Source organism: Pseudomonas sp. FP2335 (assembly GCF_030687535.1).
Lineage (GTDB): Bacteria > Pseudomonadota > Gammaproteobacteria > Pseudomonadales > Pseudomonadaceae > Aquipseudomonas.
The window spans coordinates 3,126,627-3,143,665 of sequence record NZ_CP117437.1 but is presented as its reverse complement, the minus strand read 5'-3'; the positions used below and the strand labels follow the sequence as shown (position 1 = coordinate 3,143,665).

Below are 17,039 nucleotides of genomic sequence, written 5' to 3'. Positions count from 1 at the left end.
AATGTTCTTCCAGCCGCGGGCCTTTCGGCTTGTTCTCCCGCTGGATAACTGTTCTTGGCGCTTTACGCTGCACGCCCGGGTCAGTTGCCAACCCTCTGAACCGTTTAGGCCGGTTCATCGCTGCCTTTGAATCTGGGCCGGTGGTGATCCGGCAAGGGGGGTCGCTAAAGAACTTCGAGCCCTCGGCTCTGGCGATTCGCTTTGGCGTCTCGATGAATACAAATATAGGCATTCCCATATTTATCGTCAATGGGTATTCCCATATATTTTATGGGTGGCGATAAAAAGCCCGCTCACTGGCGGGCTCATTTAGTAATCGCAGTACTCGCGCCAGCCGATCCTTACGGCGCCATCATCCAAATGCTCGATCCTTATGCCGGCGGTGTCGCCGATGTCTTGGATGACCTGGTGCCAGGCTTCAGGGCTTTCGTCGTCGCGCCTTGATACCTCCACCAACTGAATCCTCTGGACCCGAGGGGAAGCGATCAAGCCTTGCAGGCGTCGGCCAACAAGCTCGTAGGAATTTCTTGGTTTTGATGCGGAGTAGGGTGTCTGGTTCATGCTTCGCTCCTTGCGATTACTGTGTGTAAGTACAGTATTTGCGTTGGCGTACATTGACAATAGCCCAGCGGTAAATTTATGCATAAGTGCATATATTGGCTGAGGGTTTTTTCCTACGGTCACAAAAAAGCCCGCTTAGCGGCGGGCTCGCAAACTCAATTCGTCAATCCGGCTCCCGGGCCTTCAACCTGGCCAGGCCCTGCTTGATATGCCCGGCGTTCTCTCCGATCGCCTCTAGGGCGCCGCGCACATTCTCGCCGATATTGGCATGGCCTTGGCTTTCGACGAGCAGCGTCAACTCCATCAGCGCAGCTTCTAGGGCGAGCTGGTTCTCATACATGCGTTCCAAGGTGTCTGTAAGGGAGTATTCGGGCGAAGGCATCGCTTGGTCTCCAGTAGATGGCATGGAAAGCATAGCCGCGGGCAAAAAAATGGCCCGCTTATGTGCGGGCCTAAAGGGAATTCTTCAAAGGAGTAGGGCGACTTTGCACTCCGTCCTGTAAATGCCAGGTGAAAAGGATGTCGCCGAAACGAAAGGTCTCGCATCGCGGCCTGCTTGAAGGCCGCTTTCAGAATGATGTAGCTATCGACTGGGCCAACTGCATGTCTGACATGAGCGGAGAAGGATCGGTCGAATGGTAGTATCTGGATGCCTGCTCAAACTCTGCGCCACGAATCTCGCCCTCTGAGCCAATGAATGCGAGGGCATCGTCTTTCGCCTTTATCATCATTGAGGGGCCGTAGACTGTGAATGCCGTTGTTCCGCCGAGGATCATCGTTGGGACCATGGTGGTGACGGTCAGTGTTCTTTCGACGGGATTCTCGACTTCAAACGCTATAGCGTCAGCACTGCTCATCACCATGACGGCGATCGCCAGGGTCTTCCATGAGTCCATTCTTCGATGCTTCCATTGCGATCAGAGGGCGCCACCATAGCAGAGCAGGGCGCTTGCCAGAAATAAGAAGCCCGGCGCTGGGCCGGACTTGGATTCATGCCGCCACAGTGGCTCTAGGGATCTTCGCATCAGGTACGGAGATACCTTCTTTGAAGAACATGACCTCGTCGCCTACATATCGCGCTTGAGCGGTGTAGTGCAGTCCATACGTCAGCGCCTCGTTCTGGCTATACATCTCGCAGATTTCTGGCGCGTTATCGTAGGAGACTACCCACGGCCTCTCAAAGTCAGGCGACTGCAGCAATTTAGCAATTTGAAGGTGATCTTCGTGCTTGTAGAAGTTTCGGTATAGGCCGCGCCCTTTAACGTAGTACGGCGGGTCAAGGTAGATCAGCGATTGTTCTGGCAGAAATTCTGCTGCGCGGCTCAGCAAAAGAAAGGCGTCCTCGCAATATACCGAAATCCGATCTGCATTCAGCGCGATTCGTTCAAGTCTGGCAGCAATCATCTCTTTGCTGAATCGAGCATCGAGTTTGTAGGCGCCAGTCTGAGCCTTCCCTCCGATGACTCCGCCCTTGAGGATGCCTGAGCGGTTGGTGCGGTTAACAAAAAGCGTTGCAAAACCCCTTTCCGCAAGGGATAGGTCAGGGTCTTGACCAAGCATCACGCAACGCCAGTGATGCCATTGCTCCATAGTGATTGGAGTGTCTCTGAGCAGTTTTAGGATCCCGTCCGGATCGGTAGTGGCGGCTGACCAAAAGGCGAATACAGCCGGATCGAGATCATTGATATGGATATGAGTTGCATGCCCGTCGAAAAGCAACTCAAGGGCAACACCGGCTCCGCCGGCAAACGGTTCGAGATAGTGTCCGTCCGCCAGGCCGTTAGCCCGCATTACCTCAGCAATGAAAGGCGCAAAGCGAGCCTTCCCTCCGGGGTAGCGTAAGGGGCTGTATAGCTTGTTGGAGTACATTTTCTATCTCATCCTTTGAGGCGTCTGAGCCTCAGTTTAACGGCGCGCAGTATACTTGGCCAGCCTCTATTTCGTCAGCATTGCGGTCCTGGTAGCGGCTAAAATCAGGTCGGTTTCGAATTTTTTGACCAGATCAGGATGCTCCACAAACCAAAGCTCAACTATTTTCCAGTCCTTGATTTTTTGTAACTTGGCTTTCATCCAGCTTTTTGACGAAATCCGATTTGTAATGTTTACATCGCCTTTAAGAAGGTGAGTGCCAATTTGATCGCGACTGATATTCATTTTTTCCAGCGCTGATCGAGCAGTAGGGTATTTTTCGTTGTCCTCCATTAGCTCTTGTAAAAACTCATAAATGGTCCTTTCCGGAGAAAAGCCATTTCCTGCCTTATCTGAGCCCCCTGGAAGCTTTACCACATTCTTTAAGCTTGCGTTTACTGCTGAGTCTGCGTCAACAACTATTAGCACGGTTTTAAAATATTTGTCGAAGTTCTGGAGGCCTTGCAGGTTGTTACAGCCAACACTTATCGGTATTGCCTTGAGCGTTCTTCCAGTCGCGGTATTAACTTGCCTCTTTAGTTTTTGAGTAAGAAGTAGGCCAAGCATAAAGTTTGCTTCTGCATCTTCCAGATAGACTTTAAGAGTTTTGTCGATTTTTGCAGCCTTTTCTGGGGGCTTGGGCGGGGTTAGCGACATATCATCTTTTATTTGTATGAAAGACATGTCTCGTGCAAAGCGAGGTGCTATGGAGTCGGTCAAATAAACCACGGAGTCAACTCTCGTTCCTCGTTCAGGGATTGGGTTGGTATCTGGATGGATTGCCTCTATCATGCATAAAGAGTGAGTTGTGCCTATTACTTGCAGTCGTAGTTTCTTTGCAATATTTTTAAGCCCATCTATAAGCGCTTTCTGTGCGTGAGGATGGAAGCCGGCATCTATCTCATCGATCACTAACAAACCGCCAGGATAATCTGGCCATTCTCTCTCCAAACGTCTGAAGGACGCCAAGGCGGTAGCTATGGCGCTCAAGCTATCTTGGCCCAGCGAAACACTTTTCGGGCTGTGAGGGTATTCGGGATGCTTTGCAATTTTGTTAGTGCCACGGATCGACTGGGTTGTGATCACGCCACTATTTTTTTGTTTTCGTCCTGTAACATTAATGATGTCTTGGATGAAATCCTCAATGAATTTTCCGTCATCCTCGGTGATAGTATTGTCGCGTGTGCTTTCAACTAATTCTGGATTGCTTTCTCCAATAGGGATCATTCGCGTCATACCTAGATAAATTGTAGGTAGTGGCATCTTTGATGCGACGCCGATCGAGACTTTTCCGGTTGGGTCTATATATTTTTTTGAAATTCTAGCCACGACTCGTGGTTCGATTCGGCTCGTGATGTTGTCACTATTTTTCACTTCGCGATGCGTGAAGCCGCATCTCATGGATATTTCATCGCCATTCACACGATAGTCTAGGTGTGGGCTGGCCAATTTATTTTCCTGTTTGTTTACAAGATATTCGCTCTCGTAGTCAATATGTACTATTTCATTGAGTACGCCGTTGAATAGCTTTCCCGTATAAGTCGGAGCAATGCCTAGTGTTCTCGCAGTTTTTACCGTTATACCGGAGCCGTTTGCAACTAACCCAAGTATTGTTGATTTTCCTATTCCGTTGTGTCCGGCTATTAGGGTTATTCTTTCAGCGAAATCTATAGAGATATTTTTTAGCTTGCGAAAGGCTGGCGTTTCTATTCTAAGACTAAGAAGGGACAAGCTTTGTTTGCTGTTGTTTGCCACTGCAGCTGCGGAGCTTTTTTTGCTCGTGCGACGATCCGTCATAGTCATCCCGTGATTATTCGGTACGTTTTAGATATTTGGATAAATTTCTGTGGTCAGGCGTAGAACAAGCGACGACCGACTCTCCCACCTCATCCATTCAAGCCATAGTAATGGCTCAGCGCTATCAGCTCAATCACCGCCACGATGGTGCAGAGCACAACGAAGCCAGGGCTGAAGACTCGCTTGCGATGAGATGAACTGCCGTCCGGCCAAATGCCGGCTTCGGTTGTGAAAACCAGCATGAGCGCCAGCAGAGCATAGGTCCACACCTTGCTCCAGAAGCTCTGCTCTCGCCATGAGCTCGACGGTTTTCCAAGTGCGGATGGCATCAGTAAAACTTCTGCAGCGCCTGCACAACCACGCCCACGATCCGGCAGCTCTCGTCCACCGCCTCAATTGGGTAGCTCGGGTTCAGCGGTTTTAAGAACAGCCGACCGCCATCGCTGACCAGCTTCTTAAAAGTGGCTTCGTTGCTGTCTGGGAGCTTGGCCACGACCAGCTTACCTGGGGCAACCTCGGCCTCGGTATCTACCAGGATCAGCGTGCCCTCAGTAATGCTCTGGCCGGCAGGCGCCGTCATCGAATCACCTTTAACTGTCAGCCAAAACGCCGGGCCTTTGGAGTCGTACTCCGAAAACTCGTAGGTGTCTGAAATTCCGGCCGGGTAGGGCTCTACGGCTTCTGCCCAGGCACCGGCGGCAACCCAGCTCACTACCGGGTAGCGGAATGATTTGGTGGGTTGCGCGGCGGGGGAGACGTTCGATTCGCCAGAGCCGGACGTCGACCCAGGCGCCAACATTGGCCCAATCTCGTCTGAGAGCCATTTGGCGCTCACCCCACATGCGTCGGCGATCTTCACGACGTGTGCGGTGGCTTTCGATTTTCCACGCTCAAGGTCAGAAATTGACGTCTGCGTGATACCAGCTTTCGCGGCCAATTCGCCCTGATTGAGCTTGGCGTGCCGGCGCGCTGCCTTTAAACGATCTTTGAATTCCATTCCGCGAGTATTACGGGTGCTCCCATATCCTTGCAAATCGGTATTCCCATAAACTACTATATGGGTATTCCCGTATGGAGGGGCAGCATGAAAACTATTTATAAGGACCTCGTTGCCTTCTTCGGCACTCAGGAGGTCACGGCTGAAAAGCTCAAGGTTGATCAAAGCACCGTTTCCGGTTGGGTTCGCGAGAAGCACGGCATGTCTCCAGTGGTTGCCAAGCGAGCGGAGGCGTTGACCGGGGGTGCCTTCAAAAAAGAATCCCTTTGTCCGTCGTTTCCATGGGCCGAGATGGCCGCCTAAGCGACATCCCTTTCCGCCGTTCCATTGAAGCCAGATTAGAAGAGAGCAGCCCCCATGCAAACGTCCAGTTCCAGACACACCTTACAAACCCGTGATCAGGTGCTGGTCGCCCATGCTCAAAACCAGATCGCGCGCACCAGCTTGAGCCAGGACGACTTCGCTCAGGCTTTGAGCCGCGAACTGCACCTGTCGATTCCTGATCGCGCCAAGGAGAAGGTCGTCCCTGATTTCAATTCGCCCGACCTGACCGGCGACGTGAGTGAGTTCGTGAAGGCGACCGGACGCTGGCTTAAGCGTGTTCAGCGCTGGCTATCTGGCGATCAGGAAATGCCGTCCTGGCTGGAAGAGTCTTGGGTCAATGCGCTTGAGCCTGAATACCGAGATCACTGCCTGAACGAGCTGGCGAGCCGCCACGGCCTGACCGGCGCCCGCCAGATGACCAGCGATCAATGCGCGAACAAGAGCTTCGGTGCACTGATCCGCGCCCTCGGCGACGTGATCGACACCGGCAGCGAAGTGTTTGACGACCAAGTGATGTGCGAGCAAGACCTGCCGCACTTGCCGGCCTTCGCCAAGCAGTGCCGCCAGGTTGAAGCAAAGGCGGGGGAGTTGGGGCGCAAGGCTGAACAGTTGATGAAGGACGCCCGGCCGAATTTGAAATCCATCGCCTGAATTCCAGGCACAAAAAAGCCGACGTACGAGGTCGGCTTTTTCTACAGCGGTAAACAACTGGAGCGAATCATGCACCAACACACCGAATCGATCAATACCCCCAACATTTCCGCGCCACGTTTTTCGCAATTTCAAAACGTGGCGCGGACTATGTCGTCACGCGAGATCGCTAGCGTAACCGGCAAGCGACACGATAACGTGCTGCGTGACATCGCAGCCATGCTCAAGGACTTGAAAGTCGATCTCCTCAGATTTGAGGACATCTACCTAGACGGTCGTAATCGTGAGCAAGTGCAGTATCTTCTTGATCGCGAGCATACCGACTGCCTACTGACAGGCTACAGCGCTCCGATGCGCATGAAGGTCATTCGACGCTGGCACGAACTGGAAGGGCAGGCCGCAGCTCGTCAAGCGGTGATCGCCAACGGCACGAAGGTCGTCGGCGAGCTCGCAATCCTGGAATGCTTCACACGCCTGCTGAAGCCTGCGCCATCCAGCCAAGTGATGATGCTCGCCCAGATCGCCACCAACAACGGCTTGGATGCCAAATTCCTCCCAGGCTATGCGGTGGACGCCGCCCCTGACGCAGCTGGCGGCTCATCGATGCCGACCAAGGCAATCACCGCCCTGATCAAAGATCACTCCATTGCCAGCACGCCACGCGCCTTCAATCTTGCACTTGAAGCCCACGGCTTCCTCAAGGTCCTGCAGCGCAAAAACTCCAAGCAGGAAATGGTCGACTTCTGGTCTGTGACCGAGAAGGGCATGGCCTACGGCAAGAACCTCACCAGCCCTCAATGCCCCCGCGAGACGCAGCCTCACTGGTACGTGGATCGCTTCCTTGAATTGGCCGCTAAGGTCGGGAAGGCCTGACATGCAATACACCGTCACGATTAATCAGGTTAAGGCGCTGGAGTGGGGGCTGAATTCTCAGCAGGCCCTGCTGTTCGCCTTCGTCTATGGCTGCCCGAGCTGGACCAAGCCAATCAAGACCGATGACGGGATCTTCTTCGCGTTGAGCAAGGCCAAGATCATCGAGGAGCTACCGCTACTCACCGATAAGCCCGACACCGCTTACCGCATGTTGAAGGCCCTGGAAGAGGCCGGCTTGATTGAGCTTTCCAGCACGTCGAACATCACGCTTTTCCGCCTGACCGAGAAAGCCGTCGAGTGGAACCAGAAGTTGGACGGGTCGGAAAAATATCCGACCCCACCAAACAACAAGGGTCGGAAAAAAATCCGATCTACCTCGGATAAATCTCCGATCAAGATCGGAAAAAAATCCGGGCAAGGGTCGGATAAATCTCCGACAAATCAGGATACCAATCATCAGGATACAAATCAGGACACCAGTCAGGACTTGCAGGACGCCACCGGCAAGCCGGCTCAGTCCCGCGCCTTGGCCCTGGTGGTGGATCGCACCGACACTCCACGGGTTGAGATCCCCGCCGACATGCCTGGCCCCAAAGACCAGACCTGCAAAACCTTCAAGGTCTGGGCGAACTACGCCATGGCCTACCGCAAGCGCTACAGCGCCTGGCCGGTGTGGAACGCCAAGGTCGGCGGCCAGCTGGGCCAACTGGTCGACCGCCTGGGCGCCGATGTCGCCCACCACGTCGCCGCCCACTTCCTGAAAACCAGCGACGCCGCTGTGCTGCGCAAGTGCCACAGCCTCAACGAGCTGCTGGCCAACGCCGAGAGCTATCACACCCAGTGGGTGACCGGTCAGCGCATCAACGGCACGACCGCCCGCCAGATGGAGCGGACGGAAGCGAACCACTCCGCAGCGGAGCAGGCCGCCCAGATGGTTCTGGCCAAACGCCAAGCAGGTGACCGCAATGAATACCTCTGAGATGAATGACCACCAGGTCGCCGGGCTGGCCGCCGCCATCTGCGCGACGGCCGAGGCCATGGGCCAAGAGATGAACCCAGGCACTGCCGCGATGATGGCTGAAGATCTCTGCGCGTATCCGGTGCCTGTCGTCAAAGCTGCGTTGAAGGCCTGCCGCTTCGAGGTGAAGGGCAAGCTGGCAATGGCTGACATCCTGCAACGCGTCCAGTCCTCCGACGGCCGTCCCGGCAAGGACGAGGCCTGGGCCATCGCCATGACTACCAACGACGAATTCGAAACCGTGGTGCTGACCGACGAGATTCAGTTAGCCCTGGCCGCCGCGAAACCTGTCCTCGATGTTGGCGACAAAATCGGCGCGCGCATGGCGTTCATCGACGCCTACCAGCGGTTTGTGGGCCAGGCCCGCGAAGATGCGAAACCGGTCAACTGGCATGTTTCCGTGGGCTTTGACGCCAGCCGCCGTATCCAGGCCGTCACCAAGGCCATGGATCTGAAGCGAATCCCCCGCGACCACGGCCAAAAGTACTTGGCTGACCTGAGTGTTGAACCGATTTCCGAAGACGGTCGCGCCATCGCTGGTTTGCTCACTGGTGCTGTTACCCGGCCAGAGCCGGCGCTGCGCCAGAAGCTTGAGCTGGTGAAGAACTCCATGCTGGAAATGCGCAAGGCAAGCGCCGAGCGGAAAACTGAGTTACGAATTGAAGCGGCCAACGAGTTGGCGGATCGCCGGGAGCTGCTGATCCAGCAGGCCCTGGAGCTTGAAGCGAAGAGGGCGGCGAAATGACAAAGCCAGCAAAACCCCGCCCAATGCCCGTGTACTTGGTGCTGCGCCGACTGGTCGATCCAGCCACCGGCAAGGAGGTCGCCGCATTCGTGCCGTCCTCCGATGCTGACCGATCGATTCTCCGCGAGCGTGAATTCAAGATGAACGCGAAGATCCGCGCCGACCTCAAGCAGCCGCGCAACCCAAGGTTCAATGGTTTGGTCCACGGCCTGGGCCGCGTGCTGAGCCAGAACATTGATCGGTTCTCAGGCAAGCAGTCCCATGACGCAATCAAGGCACTGCAACTGGAGTCGGGCGTGTACTGCGACCAGGAATTGTTCGACATTCCGGGTCTGGGCCAGCTCACCCGCAAGACACCCCGCAGCCTCTCCTACGACTCGATGGGAGAGGAGACATTCCAAGACTTCTGGCGCCAGTGCTGCGCGTACCTGGTGCTGCATGACTGGCCGATCCTTACCGAAGAGCGGCTGACCGAGATGGCTGAGTTCGAAGCGTTTAAGGAGGTTGCATGAGCCATAACTTCAAGCCGGGTGACCTGGCGCTGATCGTTGATCGTCGCGCACGAGAAGCGAACGTAGGAAGAACAGTTTCCTTGGTCAAATGCCTCGGGTCACCAGCCGTGTATTTTTGGGAAGGGGTTGAGTACCGCAATACGACTGGGAGCCAGATTTGGGTGATCGAGGTGGAAGGTGAGCCTCTGGAAGCGCGCCGCAAGGCCCACGTCATGCGCGGGCCAATTTGCGAATACAAGCTGATGCCTCTTCGCGGCGACTCCACCCCAGAGCAGCAGAAATTCAAGGAGGCTGTATGACTATCGAGCGGAAACAGCCCAAGCCAAAGAAGTGCCGCGTTGCTACTTGTAGGGCCTCATTCGTCCCGGCGCGGATCGGGCAGGCGGTGTGCAGTCCGGCGTGCGCCCTCGTTGACGGGCCGCGCCACGCGCCGAAATCCCGCAAGGCTCTTGCCGACATCGAGCGAGCCGAGATCAAGGTCCGCAGGGAGAAGCTGAAGAGCAGGGCGGAACACCTGCGCGAAGCCCAGACCGCCGTGAACGAGTACGTGCGCCTGCGTGACGCGCACCTGCCGTGCATCAGCTGCGACTCAATGCCGAACGACAACGACCTGATGACGGGTAGCCGCTGGGATGCTGGGCATTACCGATCCGTCGGCGCCTGCCCGGAACTGCGCTTCGAGCCGCTGAACATCCACCGCCAGTGTGTGAAGTGCAACCGCAACCTTTCCGGCAACGCAGTGGAGTACCGCATTCGCCTGGTCCAGCGCATCGGCGCCGACAAAGTGGCCTGGCTGGAGGGGCTGCACCCGGCCTGCAAGTACACCGTGGAAGAGATCAAGGCCATCAAGGCCAAATACCGGGCAATGACCAGAGAGCTGAAGAGGGCTGCAGCATGATCTATCGAGACGTTATTTCCGCAGTGATCCGTGCGTTGGCGTCCGAGACGATCAACAGCGCTGGAGGTTGCGATTACACGCCAAAGGTCCAAGCCAACAAGCTGAAGGGCGAGATCGTGGGTAAGGAGGCGGCCTTCCTCACTGATTGCTGGGTGTTTGGTCGGCTTCACTCTTGCCTTGCGCCGAAACATTGGATGGCCTTAAACGCATGCTACTCGACGCACATGGCCTCGAAGGTTGGAGCTATTGGGCTGATCGTTTCGCACGTGTCCTCGTCGGCGCCGCGCCTGTTTCTGACCAAGGCAGTCACAGCCTGGGCCTACCCACAACTTGGCGGCGCTGAGCGTGCGCCCGCCGGGAAGGTGTCGCTAGAGATTGATGATGATGCTCCCGCCTGGAGGAAGGCGGCGGTGGCGAAGGCTCAGAAGGCCATCAACGCCAAGCTGAAGCAGCGCCAGGAGGCTCCGTGCGAAGGGGTGATCATCCTGCCGGCCCACAACTACGACATGAACACCTGGGATATGGACGGCACACCGGAGCGCACCCGGCGGGACTGGCGCCGGAAGATCTTCAAGGGACTGGATAAGCTGGTCAATGAGGCACTTCTCGAAGCTGGCGAGATCCTGACCAAGGAGGGCGTCTTCTTCGATGACCAGGATGCCGCATGAGGGCCTTGACAGGGCCTGCCGGTTCGCCGATTATGTGCCCATCCTGTCATTCCTGCGCGTGTAGGACTGACTAAAAAGAACCCGGCCACCGAGCCGGGTTTTTTATTGCCCTAAGAAACCCACCGAAAGGAATGCCGAATGATGAAGCGAATGTCCGCTTACCTGGGCTTGGCGCTTGCTGCCTGCCTGTCCTGTTTCTCACTGTCGGCATTCGCCGAGCCAATCTCCAGCGCCTATCGCACTGCGTACTTGTCCGCGTACGGCCTGAGCGAGCCGCAAGGCGTTGCCATGCAGCGACTGGAACTGACCCTGGCAATGTGGCGATCGGGTAGCCAGTCGACCGATGAAGGTCTCGCTTCCAACCTGCGCGCATCCAGCAACCACTTCGTGATGGCTTCGGCCAAGCCTGCCCCTGATGGCGTCGGTCTGACCCCCTGCTGAATACGCCTGGAAGCAACAGAAAAAGCCCGGACATACGCGCCGGGCTTTTTTGTACCTCCGAGGAAAGCAGCTACCCAAGTGGATTCTTTCCCAGATGTAGCCAGTTTCACTGCAGCCAGGGCAGCCTCACGGAAGGCCTGGACGCTGATAAGCCGGTAGTGCAGCGCTACGGAAAAACACCGGCAGCCCACGCGCTCTGTTCACACCTGACTTCCAGAGTGGCGCGATACCAGATCAGCGAGATCGATGCATTTGGGCGTCGACGCTGGGAAGGTCTTTGGCTGGCAGCGTGGGAAGACACGCGCACCTATTCAGGGCCTCAGCATTCGCTGGGGCTTTTCTCGTTATGAGGCTCAGAAAATGTCCGGCACGATCCAATCCAGCAACTACGTGCCGGGCGTTTCCGGCTGGAAGCTCGACCACGTCAGCGGCGACTTCGAAATCAACAGCGCCCAGATCCAAGTCGGCACCCTGCCAAGCGATCCTCAGTTGATCACCGTAACGGCGGGCTCTTGGTCGCAATACGATCTGCCAGCCAACGCGCTGGAGCGCCTGTCGTTTATCGGAGCTGAGTTGGAGAAGGTCCCAGCAGAGTGCCGAGCAAGCGCTGAGTTCACGACCGAGGACATCTCATTTGATCGTGATGGTTCGGATGTGCGGACCTCGCTGACCTACGAGCGCCACGAAACTGCCGAAGAGGTAGCTGCGCGGCAGGCGAGGGCAAGAGTCGCTGGAACACGCATCACGCAAACGGGCGGGTTGACTACCATCTTTATCGATGGCGTCACTCGCTTTCGCTGTGGCGGCCTCACGAAGGCCGAGCAACCTCAGCCATTCGTAGTAGCGGATGGCCAGGTTTTTGTAGATCAGGCCTTCATCGATGACGGTTCGATCAAGAAGACCAAGATCGCTAATGATCAGCTCACCAATATGTGGTCGGTCCGGCTTGAGATTTCCCAGGCCGGTAAGTCTTACGCTGCGGGGTTCGGCATTGGCGTTGGTACAGCGTCTGACGTCAATCCAGACATCATCGTGAAGGCTTCCTACATGGAAATCCTGCCTGACGGCCTGGTGAAGATCACCCAGGCGCCCAAGTATTCGCGATAACCATTCCCTTCAAACATGCCCCACGGAGTCGAGCGCATGGAGTATTTACAGCGCCTGCTCGACAAGATCGACAGGTTCGAATTGTTGATTGCGGGCCTCGTTGGGGCGGTGATCGCCAGTTGGTGGCACAAGGACGACCTGAACGACTGGCGCGCCTGGATGATCTTTCTCATCACCGGCATGGCCTGCTCGATCTACCTGACGAGTATGGTCAGCACCTACCTGGGCGTGACCGAGCCAAAGATCGTCGCCGGCATCGGCTTCCTGCTGGGGGCCTTCGGCGGCTCGCTCTTGGCGGCCATCAATCGAGCCATTAAGTCCGCTGACCTCTGGGCGCTCATTCGCCAGCGGTTCGGGGGAGGCAATCCACCATGAATCTTGAACTGATCAACTCCATCGCCTGCGGACTTATCGCGCTGTGGGCTGCCTGGTGCGTACTAAGTGGGAAGGTGAGGGACGGCATCCTCGGGAAGCTGATCTACTCGACGATCGCCATCAGCGGTTTTGTCGTCATGGCGCGCAGCCAGAACATCTTCTTCGGCCCGAGCAGTGCTGGCCTGACGCTTCATGTGTCCCTGGCTCTGGCTGGCGCCCGGCACATCTTCATGGTCACGTACTGGCAGCGGGTGAAGGCCTGGCTGTGTCGGACACTGAGCTGCGAGCACTGCCTGCACTGTGACAAGGCTCCGGGTGGAGTAGAGCGCCGGGGCAAGTAATCCGCGCCACGTTTTCGAATGCGCCAAATCGTGGCGCGAGGTTTTGCAGATGAGCAACGTTACCCGCCTGCACCACGCGCTCCCTTTGAGTCCGGACATCATCAAGGCGCTGGGTGACCTGGATGTGTCTATCGCCAAGGCAATTGACGTCGCCAAAGCTGCCGGCCTTCCTCAGGGTATTGTCGTCGCCTCGCTCCACGGACATGCCCATGCGCAAACTCACCTCATGGTGACTTGACGCTGCGCAGTGGCATACTGCCTGCTCTCTAATGACAGGAGGTTAGTATGCAGTTCAAACCAGTAGCTCCGGGCACGATTGCTGCCCTTGGACGTGTTGTTGAAACCGCGAGTGAGATAAAGGGATATGCTGAGGCTCTCGTAGCAGGCCTTCGAGAATGCTTTGATGCACAGTCTCCGAAGTCGCGCTGGGGTGTGGATTTCAAAGTTGGGGCGGACAATGTTTCCGCAACTATTGAGTCGGTTTTTGGAAAGGCCCGGTCTAGCTTAATTGTTGAGATAGGCGACAAAGAGCTGTACGGGCGTTACGTCATTGAAAAAGAGACTCGGAATTCTGACGGTGTGATCGCATGGAAGCCTGTTTGGGCGATACGAGTCTCGAAAGATGGCGGTATTCATGATGGAGAAACTGGAGCGGAACTGTTTAGCGCATGGCGATCATTCGATCATGAACGTACAGGTGCAGTTCATCATCTCGCCGGTTCGATGTTCTATATGATTGGGAAGGCTGATAACTTTCCTGAATAACTGCATAGTTTTGACAAGACCTCGCCAAGTGCGAGGTTTTTTATTGGGTGACGTTTTTCATGACAACCAAGCAACCCGACTGGAAGGCAATCGAGCGCGCCTAACGGGCCGGGTTATGAGTCTGATGGCTTGAGAGGCCTATTTCTACTTCACGTATTTGACGGTTGCGCTAACCAGTAACTGATCGTTGACTGTGACTTTGCAAAAGCGTTTCGCAACGGTTTTGTTATCACTCGCGAGTGTGGGGGCGCATTGCAAGAACACTCTTTTACCCTTCCAGTCCTGAGCTACACCCGCAGTGGCTGCGCTAGCGTACTCTTTCATGAATTTCCGATTCCATGGCCCGAAATAGACTTCAGGTTCGCCGCCTCCGAAGAAACCGGATTCCTGCGTGGCGCAGAGCGTACCCTCCATCCTTTCTCCGTCGATGATATTTGCGTCGGTGTAGCAATTCATCAGGCCGTTCCAAACGTCTAGATCTACTGGCCCCCTGTTAACCCAGGTAGGGGCAGTAACGCATCCTGAGAGAGTTGCGACTGCGAGAGCGCTAAGGCAAATACATTTAATGCGAGACATTGAATTGAGCTTCCTTACTTTTTGAAGCCGCCACCAATACCGGTAACACTCCACAATTTCAAGTTCAAGGTAACCCATGGAAAGGCCATACCCTCCATCGTCACTTCTTGAGCTGTCCGAGCTTTCCGACTTAGGTATGCGCTTAACACCTGCACCTGAGGTGTGGGAATGGCTCCAGACCGAGGTCCTTGCCGACACCGGCACCATTCACAACGAAGACCATGCCCACCTACTGGATGCAGACATCCGGATCATGTGGGCGTCATCGAGCTTCGCCAAACAGGGCCGTACAGTACTGGGCCAGGCCGAACAGGTAGCGTTCCGCGCCGGTGGCTGGCAGAAAGCCCGGATGGAGCAACAGATGCGGGATTGGTTCGGCGATGTGCCGGCTTTCATCATCACCCTGGCAGCCGACTACTGCGCCCAGTGCAGTGACCTTGAGTTCTGCGCCCTGATCGAACACGAGCTGTATCACCTGGCTCATGCGACCGACAAGTACGGTCAACCAGCATTCACCCAAGACGGCGCACCGAAGATCAAGCTGCAGGGCCACGACGTCGAGGAGTTCGTCGGTGTCGTCCGCCGCTACGGTGCAAGCCCTGACGTTCAAGCGTTGGTGGATGCTGCAAACAGTCCTGCTGAGGTGGGGAAATTGAACATTGCGAGGGCCTGCGGAACCTGTCTGCTCAAGTTGGCCTGATGTAAGACAGGCGTGAGACGGAATCTAACTTATGGCAGCCCTGAAAAATGAGGTGAAGAGCTTCATCGTTCAGGCTTTAGCGTGCTTCGACACCCCAAGCCAGGTCTCACAAGCGGTGAAGCAAGAATTTGATGTAGATGTAACCCGCCAGCAGGTTGAGCAGCATGACCCGACAAAGCGCGCCGGCTCCCATCTGGCGCTCAAGTGGCAGACCCTCTTTCACGACACCCGTAAGCGGTTCCGCGAAGAGACAGCTGACATCCCGATCGCCAATCGTGCCTTCCGCCTTCGTGCCATGAACCGCTTCGTGGAGAGGGCCGAGTCGATGAAGAACATTGGTCTGGCTATGCAGATCCTGGAGCAGGCCGCGAAAGAAACCGGCGACATCTACGTCAATCGAGCGCGGAAGGAGGAGGCGGGCGACGAACCGGTAATTCCGACTCGGATTCAGGTCGACGTGGTTGATGCGAGGAAACCAAATGCCGAGCCTTAACGTTCCCCAGGCTCAATTCCTCACGCTGTCCCACAAGTTTCGCGCATTCGTCGCCGGGTTCGGCTCAGGCAAGACCTGGGTGGGATGCTCTGCACTGAGCAAGCACTTCATGGAGTGGCCTGGTGTCAACGCTGGCTACTTCGCGCCGACTTACCCGCAGATCCGGGACATCTTCTATCCGACCATGGATGAGGTGGCCTATGACTGGGGGCTGAAGACCAAGATCAACCAGGCGAACCATGAGGTTCACATCTACAGCGGCCGGCAGTATCGCGGCACAGTGATTTGCCGCTCGATGGAGAAGCCACAGACCATTGTGGGTTTCAAAATCGGGCAGGCCTTGGTCGACGAGCTGGACGTGATGAGCCTGCTGAAGGCTCAGCAGGCCTGGCGCAAGATCATCGCCCGGATGCGTTACAACCTGCCCGGGCTGAAGAACGGGGTGGACGTCACCACGACACCGGAAGGCTTCAAGTTCGTCTACCAGCAGTTCGTGAAACAACTGCGCGACAAGCCTGCGCTCAATGACATGTACGGCCTGGTGCAGGCCAGCACCTTCGACAATGAGCTGAACCTACCGGACGACTACATCTCATCCCTGATGGAGTCGTACCCGCCGCAATTGATTCAAGCCTATCTCCGTGGGCAGTTCGTCAACCTGACGTCTGGCACGATCTACACGGCCTACGACCGCAAGCTGAACGGGTGCTTCGACACCGTGCAGCCGGGCGAACCGCTGTTCATCGGCATGGACTTCAACGTCGGCAAGATGGCGGCGATCACCCATGTGAAGCGAGATCAGGGGTTGCCCAGGGCCGTGGACGAGTTGATCGACGGTTACGATACGCCCGACATGATCCGGCGCATCAAAGAACGCTACTGGCAGCACGACGGCAACGACTTCAAGAAGACCTGCGAAATCAGGATCTACCCGGACGCCTCGGGCGATTCGCGCAAGTCCGTGAACGCCAGCATCACCGACTTGGCCATGCTTAAGCAGGCCGGGTTCGCGGTTATCGCCCCAGCGGCGAACCCGCCGGTGAAGGACCGAATCAACGCAATGAACGCCGCCTTCTGCAATGCGCAGGGCGAGCGCCGCTACCGGATCAACCCGTTCACCTGCCCAACCTATGCCGATGGCCTGGAACAGCAGGTGTGGGGCACGAACGGGGAGCCAGACAAAACCGCCGGTATCGATCACGCGAACGACGCAGGCGGCTACTTTATCCATCGCGAGTACCCGATCGTTAAGCGGACTGCTTTCACCAACTCCTTGAGAATGTGACCCC

26 protein-coding genes are annotated in these 17,039 nt (G+C 56.2%); 18 read left to right on the top strand and 8 right to left on the bottom strand.

Annotated elements, in window-relative coordinates; translation table 11 throughout:
• Nucleotides 1-309: 309 nt before the first annotated feature.
• The 7 genes from PSH81_RS14015 to PSH81_RS13985 form a co-directional block, all read right to left on the bottom strand.
• Complete coding sequence (locus PSH81_RS14015; RefSeq protein WP_305390834.1) at nt 310-561, bottom strand: DUF1654 domain-containing protein; 252 nt, start codon at nt 559-561, stop codon at nt 310-312.
• 163 nt (nt 562-724) lie between these two features.
• Entirely contained in the window at nt 725-943 is a 219-nt protein-coding gene (locus PSH81_RS14010) for a hypothetical protein (RefSeq protein WP_305390832.1), read from the bottom strand.
• Between the two features lie 187 nt (nt 944-1,130).
• Nucleotides 1,131-1,457 carry a DUF2388 domain-containing protein gene (locus PSH81_RS14005; RefSeq protein WP_305390831.1) on the bottom strand — a complete coding sequence of 109 codons (327 nt, stop codon included), beginning with the start codon at nt 1,455-1,457 and terminating at the stop codon, nt 1,131-1,133.
• Nucleotides 1,458-1,551: 94 nt separating this feature from the next.
• Nucleotides 1,552-2,430 carry a DNA adenine methylase gene (locus PSH81_RS14000; protein ID WP_305390830.1) on the bottom strand — a complete coding sequence of 293 codons (879 nt, stop codon included), beginning with the start codon at nt 2,428-2,430 and terminating at the stop codon, nt 1,552-1,554.
• Nucleotides 2,431-2,496: 66 nt separating this feature from the next.
• The gene (locus PSH81_RS13995; RefSeq protein ID WP_305390829.1) at nt 2,497-4,266 is read right to left on the bottom strand and encodes an ATP-binding protein; all 1,770 of its coding nucleotides are present in this window, start codon (nt 4,264-4,266) and stop codon (nt 2,497-2,499) included.
• An 89-nt stretch (nt 4,267-4,355) separates the two neighbouring features.
• Nucleotides 4,356-4,595, bottom strand: a complete 240-nt coding sequence (locus PSH81_RS13990) for a hypothetical protein (RefSeq protein ID WP_305390828.1) — start codon at nt 4,593-4,595, stop codon at nt 4,356-4,358.
• Nucleotides 4,595-5,263 (bottom strand): LexA family transcriptional regulator, encoded by a 669-nt coding sequence (locus PSH81_RS13985; protein ID WP_305390827.1) that lies wholly within the window; start codon nt 5,261-5,263, stop codon nt 4,595-4,597. Before PSH81_RS13985 ends, PSH81_RS13990 begins: the two co-directional genes overlap by 1 nt.
• Nucleotides 5,264-5,350: 87 nt before the next feature.
• On the opposite strand from PSH81_RS13985, the gene PSH81_RS13980 reads away from it, so the two are divergent.
• From PSH81_RS13980 to PSH81_RS13910, 15 genes are all read left to right on the top strand, one after another.
• The gene (locus PSH81_RS13980; protein WP_305390825.1) at nt 5,351-5,566 is read left to right on the top strand and encodes a YdaS family helix-turn-helix protein; all 216 of its coding nucleotides are present in this window, start codon (nt 5,351-5,353) and stop codon (nt 5,564-5,566) included.
• 54 nt (nt 5,567-5,620) lie between these two features.
• The gene (locus PSH81_RS13975) at nt 5,621-6,238 is read left to right on the top strand and encodes a hypothetical protein (protein WP_305390824.1); all 618 of its coding nucleotides are present in this window, start codon (nt 5,621-5,623) and stop codon (nt 6,236-6,238) included.
• 150 nt (nt 6,239-6,388) lie between these two features.
• Nucleotides 6,389-7,111 (top strand): Rha family transcriptional regulator, encoded by a 723-nt coding sequence (locus PSH81_RS13970; protein ID WP_370694916.1) that lies wholly within the window; start codon nt 6,389-6,391, stop codon nt 7,109-7,111.
• A gap of 1 nt (nt 7,112) precedes the next feature.
• Nucleotides 7,113-8,090 (top strand): phage replication protein, encoded by a 978-nt coding sequence (locus PSH81_RS13965; RefSeq protein ID WP_305390821.1) that lies wholly within the window; start codon nt 7,113-7,115, stop codon nt 8,088-8,090.
• The gene (locus PSH81_RS13960; RefSeq protein ID WP_305390820.1) at nt 8,077-8,874 is read left to right on the top strand and encodes a hypothetical protein; all 798 of its coding nucleotides are present in this window, start codon (nt 8,077-8,079) and stop codon (nt 8,872-8,874) included. Before PSH81_RS13965 ends, PSH81_RS13960 begins: the two co-directional genes overlap by 14 nt.
• Nucleotides 8,871-9,386, top strand: coding sequence for a hypothetical protein (locus tag PSH81_RS13955; RefSeq protein ID WP_305390819.1), 516 nt, complete (start codon nt 8,871-8,873; stop codon nt 9,384-9,386). The genes PSH81_RS13960 and PSH81_RS13955 overlap by 4 nt, the downstream gene beginning before the upstream one ends.
• Complete coding sequence (locus PSH81_RS13950; protein WP_305390818.1) at nt 9,383-9,685, top strand: hypothetical protein; 303 nt, start codon at nt 9,383-9,385, stop codon at nt 9,683-9,685. Before PSH81_RS13955 ends, PSH81_RS13950 begins: the two co-directional genes overlap by 4 nt.
• Nucleotides 9,682-10,284: a recombination protein NinG gene (locus PSH81_RS13945; protein ID WP_305390817.1), complete on the top strand. Its 603-nt coding sequence runs from the start codon at nt 9,682-9,684 to the stop codon at nt 10,282-10,284. Before PSH81_RS13950 ends, PSH81_RS13945 begins: the two co-directional genes overlap by 4 nt.
• Nucleotides 10,281-10,952, top strand: a complete 672-nt coding sequence (locus tag PSH81_RS13940) for a hypothetical protein (RefSeq protein WP_305390815.1) — start codon at nt 10,281-10,283, stop codon at nt 10,950-10,952. The genes PSH81_RS13945 and PSH81_RS13940 overlap by 4 nt, the downstream gene beginning before the upstream one ends.
• A 138-nt stretch (nt 10,953-11,090) precedes the next feature.
• On the top strand, nt 11,091-11,393 hold the full coding sequence (locus PSH81_RS13935; protein WP_305390813.1) for a hypothetical protein: 303 nt from the start codon (nt 11,091-11,093) through the stop codon (nt 11,391-11,393).
• 360 nt (nt 11,394-11,753) lie between these two features.
• On the top strand, nt 11,754-12,500 hold the full coding sequence (locus PSH81_RS13930) for a DUF1983 domain-containing protein (protein WP_305390812.1): 747 nt from the start codon (nt 11,754-11,756) through the stop codon (nt 12,498-12,500).
• A gap of 36 nt (nt 12,501-12,536) precedes the next feature.
• Complete coding sequence (locus PSH81_RS13925; protein ID WP_003218335.1) at nt 12,537-12,875, top strand: hypothetical protein; 339 nt, start codon at nt 12,537-12,539, stop codon at nt 12,873-12,875.
• Nucleotides 12,872-13,216 (top strand): hypothetical protein, encoded by a 345-nt coding sequence (locus PSH81_RS13920; RefSeq protein ID WP_305390811.1) that lies wholly within the window; start codon nt 12,872-12,874, stop codon nt 13,214-13,216. Before PSH81_RS13925 ends, PSH81_RS13920 begins: the two co-directional genes overlap by 4 nt.
• A gap of 49 nt (nt 13,217-13,265) precedes the next feature.
• On the top strand, nt 13,266-13,454 hold the full coding sequence (locus tag PSH81_RS13915) for a hypothetical protein (RefSeq protein WP_305390810.1): 189 nt from the start codon (nt 13,266-13,268) through the stop codon (nt 13,452-13,454).
• 47 nt (nt 13,455-13,501) lie between these two features.
• On the top strand, nt 13,502-13,981 hold the full coding sequence (locus tag PSH81_RS13910) for a hypothetical protein (protein ID WP_305390808.1): 480 nt from the start codon (nt 13,502-13,504) through the stop codon (nt 13,979-13,981).
• A gap of 144 nt (nt 13,982-14,125) precedes the next feature.
• Here the strand turns inward: PSH81_RS13910 and PSH81_RS13905 are convergent, their stop codons facing one another.
• The gene (locus PSH81_RS13905) at nt 14,126-14,437 is read right to left on the bottom strand and encodes a hypothetical protein (protein WP_305390806.1); all 312 of its coding nucleotides are present in this window, start codon (nt 14,435-14,437) and stop codon (nt 14,126-14,128) included.
• Nucleotides 14,438-14,633: 196 nt separating this feature from the next.
• On the opposite strand from PSH81_RS13905, the gene PSH81_RS13900 reads away from it, so the two are divergent.
• Genes PSH81_RS13900 through PSH81_RS13890 form a run of 3 tightly spaced genes read left to right on the top strand, consistent with a single transcriptional unit; the run spans nt 14,634 to nt 17,035 of the window.
• Entirely contained in the window at nt 14,634-15,257 is a 624-nt protein-coding gene (locus tag PSH81_RS13900; RefSeq protein WP_305390805.1) for a putative metallopeptidase, read from the top strand.
• A 31-nt stretch (nt 15,258-15,288) separates the two neighbouring features.
• On the top strand, nt 15,289-15,750 hold the full coding sequence (locus PSH81_RS13895; protein WP_122681617.1) for a DUF2280 domain-containing protein: 462 nt from the start codon (nt 15,289-15,291) through the stop codon (nt 15,748-15,750).
• On the top strand, nt 15,737-17,035 hold the full coding sequence (locus tag PSH81_RS13890) for a terminase large subunit domain-containing protein (RefSeq protein WP_305390803.1): 1,299 nt from the start codon (nt 15,737-15,739) through the stop codon (nt 17,033-17,035). Before PSH81_RS13895 ends, PSH81_RS13890 begins: the two co-directional genes overlap by 14 nt.
• Nucleotides 17,036-17,039: the final 4 nt, after the last annotated feature.

What these genes read in the sequence shown, in the direction of transcription:
- PSH81_RS14015 (WP_305390834.1), bottom strand. Translation starts at nt 561, where the DNA reads ATGAACCAGACACCCTACTCCGCATCAAAACCAAGAAATTCCTACGAG.
- PSH81_RS14010 (WP_305390832.1), bottom strand. Translation starts at nt 943, where the DNA reads ATGCCTTCGCCCGAATACTCCCTTACAGACACCTTGGAACGCATGTAT.
- PSH81_RS14005 (WP_305390831.1), bottom strand. Translation starts at nt 1,457, where the DNA reads ATGGACTCATGGAAGACCCTGGCGATCGCCGTCATGGTGATGAGCAGT.
- PSH81_RS14000 (WP_305390830.1), bottom strand. Translation starts at nt 2,430, where the DNA reads ATGTACTCCAACAAGCTATACAGCCCCTTACGCTACCCCGGAGGGAAG.
- PSH81_RS13995 (WP_305390829.1), bottom strand. Translation starts at nt 4,266, where the DNA reads ATGACGGATCGTCGCACGAGCAAAAAAAGCTCCGCAGCTGCAGTGGCA.
- PSH81_RS13990 (WP_305390828.1), bottom strand. Translation starts at nt 4,595, where the DNA reads ATGCCATCCGCACTTGGAAAACCGTCGAGCTCATGGCGAGAGCAGAGC.
- PSH81_RS13985 (WP_305390827.1), bottom strand. Translation starts at nt 5,263, where the DNA reads ATGGAATTCAAAGATCGTTTAAAGGCAGCGCGCCGGCACGCCAAGCTC.
- PSH81_RS13980 (WP_305390825.1), top strand. Translation starts at nt 5,351, where the DNA reads ATGAAAACTATTTATAAGGACCTCGTTGCCTTCTTCGGCACTCAGGAG.
- PSH81_RS13975 (WP_305390824.1), top strand. Translation starts at nt 5,621, where the DNA reads ATGCAAACGTCCAGTTCCAGACACACCTTACAAACCCGTGATCAGGTG.
- PSH81_RS13970 (WP_370694916.1), top strand. Translation starts at nt 6,389, where the DNA reads ATGTCGTCACGCGAGATCGCTAGCGTAACCGGCAAGCGACACGATAAC.
- PSH81_RS13965 (WP_305390821.1), top strand. Translation starts at nt 7,113, where the DNA reads ATGCAATACACCGTCACGATTAATCAGGTTAAGGCGCTGGAGTGGGGG.
- PSH81_RS13960 (WP_305390820.1), top strand. Translation starts at nt 8,077, where the DNA reads ATGAATACCTCTGAGATGAATGACCACCAGGTCGCCGGGCTGGCCGCC.
- PSH81_RS13955 (WP_305390819.1), top strand. Translation starts at nt 8,871, where the DNA reads ATGACAAAGCCAGCAAAACCCCGCCCAATGCCCGTGTACTTGGTGCTG.
- PSH81_RS13950 (WP_305390818.1), top strand. Translation starts at nt 9,383, where the DNA reads ATGAGCCATAACTTCAAGCCGGGTGACCTGGCGCTGATCGTTGATCGT.
- PSH81_RS13945 (WP_305390817.1), top strand. Translation starts at nt 9,682, where the DNA reads ATGACTATCGAGCGGAAACAGCCCAAGCCAAAGAAGTGCCGCGTTGCT.
- PSH81_RS13940 (WP_305390815.1), top strand. Translation starts at nt 10,281, where the DNA reads ATGATCTATCGAGACGTTATTTCCGCAGTGATCCGTGCGTTGGCGTCC.
- PSH81_RS13935 (WP_305390813.1), top strand. Translation starts at nt 11,091, where the DNA reads ATGATGAAGCGAATGTCCGCTTACCTGGGCTTGGCGCTTGCTGCCTGC.
- PSH81_RS13930 (WP_305390812.1), top strand. Translation starts at nt 11,754, where the DNA reads ATGTCCGGCACGATCCAATCCAGCAACTACGTGCCGGGCGTTTCCGGC.
- PSH81_RS13925 (WP_003218335.1), top strand. Translation starts at nt 12,537, where the DNA reads ATGGAGTATTTACAGCGCCTGCTCGACAAGATCGACAGGTTCGAATTG.
- PSH81_RS13920 (WP_305390811.1), top strand. Translation starts at nt 12,872, where the DNA reads ATGAATCTTGAACTGATCAACTCCATCGCCTGCGGACTTATCGCGCTG.
- PSH81_RS13915 (WP_305390810.1), top strand. Translation starts at nt 13,266, where the DNA reads ATGAGCAACGTTACCCGCCTGCACCACGCGCTCCCTTTGAGTCCGGAC.
- PSH81_RS13910 (WP_305390808.1), top strand. Translation starts at nt 13,502, where the DNA reads ATGCAGTTCAAACCAGTAGCTCCGGGCACGATTGCTGCCCTTGGACGT.
- PSH81_RS13905 (WP_305390806.1), bottom strand. Translation starts at nt 14,437, where the DNA reads ATGAATTGCTACACCGACGCAAATATCATCGACGGAGAAAGGATGGAG.
- PSH81_RS13900 (WP_305390805.1), top strand. Translation starts at nt 14,634, where the DNA reads ATGGAAAGGCCATACCCTCCATCGTCACTTCTTGAGCTGTCCGAGCTT.
- PSH81_RS13895 (WP_122681617.1), top strand. Translation starts at nt 15,289, where the DNA reads ATGGCAGCCCTGAAAAATGAGGTGAAGAGCTTCATCGTTCAGGCTTTA.
- PSH81_RS13890 (WP_305390803.1), top strand. Translation starts at nt 15,737, where the DNA reads ATGCCGAGCCTTAACGTTCCCCAGGCTCAATTCCTCACGCTGTCCCAC.